At 63.4% G+C, this 2,570-nt stretch carries 2 protein-coding genes and 1 pseudogene; 1 reads left to right on the top strand and 2 read right to left on the bottom strand.

The features are described from left to right. Window positions 1-88: 88 nt before the first annotated feature. Both FN369_RS07380 and FN369_RS07385 read right to left on the bottom strand, forming a co-directional pair. On the bottom strand, window positions 89-745 hold the full coding sequence (locus FN369_RS07380) for a hypothetical protein (protein ID WP_142525536.1): 657 nt from the start codon (window positions 743-745) through the stop codon (window positions 89-91). A 51-nt stretch (window positions 746-796) separates the two neighbouring features. Next, window positions 797-1,555: a C40 family peptidase gene (locus FN369_RS07385; protein ID WP_246189610.1), complete on the bottom strand. Its 759-nt coding sequence runs from the start codon at window positions 1,553-1,555 to the stop codon at window positions 797-799. A 351-nt stretch (window positions 1,556-1,906) separates the two neighbouring features. Here FN369_RS07385 and FN369_RS07390 point away from each other — a divergent pair. Continuing rightward, a pseudogene (locus FN369_RS07390) lies at window positions 1,907-2,570 on the top strand (hypothetical protein); the annotation flags it as partial.

Consider the following 2,570-nt stretch of genomic DNA (forward strand, 5'->3'; position numbering starts at 1 on the left):
TCCCCGAGCTCTGGGGAGAGGCGGAGAGCAGCCTGGAGGCCAAATCGAGGGAGGAAAAGGGCGGCAAACATCGCGTTTTCTTTCCCTTCTATCCGGCGGTCGCCGCAGGCGGCGCTTCCGGATCGCCGAGGCCCGAAAGGCGCAAGGGAATCCACCGAAGCTTCTGCCAGAGGGCTTGCCTCGGCTCCTCTAGGCAGTCTCGGGAAAGGGGGAAATCGATCCGGTAGCGCTCCCGCGCCGCGGGAACCAGGGCAGAGGGAGTGACGAGAATGGTCGCCGTCCCCCTCTTTTCGCTCAAGCGTTGGAAGCGGTGCCAGGTGGTCGGGGGAATCCGGCCGAGCCCGCGGAGCGGAAGGCGGCAGAGGTCGATCCAAACCCAGGGGAAGTTCCCGTCCCGCAGCAACAGGTCGGCCGCAAAGAGGATCTCCCGGAGGAGGCGGCAGCGAACCCAGAGGAGGGAGGGTGAGGGACCGGCCAAGGCGCTCTTCGGGTCGAACGAATCGGCGCCGTCGACCAGCGCCATGGGCATTCCCTTCGGGAGGCAGAAGCGGAGAGCGGCCGAAAGCAAGAGCCCGCTTCCCGGCCCGGGAGCCACCACCTCGGTGAGGGCATGGGAGAGGACTCCTCGCCGCAGCCGGGGATCGGGGCTCTCCGGCAGGAAGGAGAGTCTCTTCCGGCGAGGGGTTTGCGGGAGTCCGAGAAGGCCGAATCGGTTGCCGATCTCGATCAGGGGAGGAGGAAGCACGGCGAAAGAATATACATATGTATTACTAAAGGCAAGCAACCCATACCCGGCTCATGGCGAAGGAGACTCCTTCCGCTCCAGCCCCGGAATTTTCCCGTAACCGACGAAGCGGCTGCTTCCGGGATTCGAGCTCCTTCCCGGAAAGCGTGGCTGGAAGTCGAAGACGCTCGCCCCCCATCGCTGCTTCCCATGGTAGGTCCTTCCGTCGCTCGCTCCCACCATCACCCGCTCCCCCGTCGCCTTTTCCCGGCCGAGATAGATCATCGAGTGGGTAATGGGCGGATCGTTGGCGGTAGCATAGGTCCCCTCCCAAAAGAGCAGATCCCCCGGGCGAAGCTCCTCGAGCTCGAAGCTCTTGGGATCCCGACTCAAGACGGCACGGAAGAGCCCGGCCTTCCGGACCCAGACATATTGGCCGCTGGCAGTCCGCGGCACGTCTCGAAGACCGCAGAGGCGCAGCACGTAATAGACAAAGCCGGAGCAGTCGATGCCTCCGGTCGTCGGATCGGCGGAGCCATACTGGTAGGTGAGATCCTCCTTCGTCAAGAGAAGCGCTTGGCGGATCAGCTCCTGAACCGGTGTCGGCTGCCGGTCGAAGTCGAGTAAATCCTCCGGCTCGAGCGAGGCGTCCGGAGCCATCCCTGCGGGCCGCTTTTCCTGGCCCGCCGCGGGGGCCTCCTGCGCTTCCGCAGCAACCACCGACAAGAATAGGGCCAAGAGGAGGAGGAACCGACACCCTCCGGCCGCCGTCTTCGCACCCTGCTTTCCTTGCGAATCGATCGGACGAGCCCTGCCCCCAGGAGGCTCCAAGGGAAGCAATGGGCGACCCCAGAGGAAAACTCTCCACGGAAGCGACCGATTCCTGGAAGGAGCAAGCTCCATATTCCCTTGCGATCCCGCCGACTATTCGAAGGGAAACCAATGGCAAAGGCGACTCTTCTTTTGGTTGCGATCCCGTTCTTCGGCATCCCTCCTGCCACTCACCCACTGCCTTTGGGGAAGGAGAATTCGCTTCGAGCCTTCCGCCCGACTGCCTGGCAGGAGGGCAAAAAGCCTTTGTCCGCGGAGTCCACGGGAGCCCAACTGCCAATTGCTTCCCGGAAAGAATTGGAGGCCACGCCGACCGTTGCCCTTGGGAATCGCGAAAGCTACACTCTCTCCATGAGCGTTCCGATCCGCTCCACCGCCGACATCCTGGCCGCACTCCGGGAACATCCGGAGTGGAAGGAAGAGTTGCGCCGCGAGCTCCTCACTGAGGAGCTTCTGGATCTTCCGGCCACGGTGCGCTCTCTGGCGGAAAGCCAGCAGCGGACCGAAGCCACGCTCCGCTCCTTCATCGAATCGACCCAGGCATTCCAGCATTCCATGGAGGAGTTCCGGCATTCCATGGAGGAGTTCCGGCATTCCATGGAGGAGTTCCGGCATTCCATGGAGGAGTTCAAAGAGACGACCGAGAGACGGTTGGACAGCTTGGAAGCCACGCTCCAGTCCTTCCTGGAGGCGACGGAGAAGAGGCTGCGCGGCATCGAGCGGGAAGTCGACCATTGGACCGGCAAGAGCATGGAGTGGGATACGAGGAAAAAAATTGGCAACTACCTGCGGAGCAAGGTGCGGAAAGCCAAAGGCGTGGAAGGCGATCTGGCAACCGCTCTCATCGACGTCGCACTCGAGTCCGGGCGCCTGAGCGAAGAGGAGGGCGACGATCTCGGGGATGCGGACATATTGGCCGCCGGCAAGGACAAGGAGACGGGAGAGGTGGCCTGCGTGGCGATCGAGGTCTCGAAGACGGTTGACGAGCACGATGTGGAGCGCGCCGCCCGGCGCG

The organism is Methylacidimicrobium cyclopophantes (assembly GCF_902143385.2).
In the GTDB taxonomy this organism is placed as follows: domain Bacteria; phylum Verrucomicrobiota; class Verrucomicrobiia; order Methylacidiphilales; family Methylacidiphilaceae; genus Methylacidimicrobium; species Methylacidimicrobium cyclopophantes.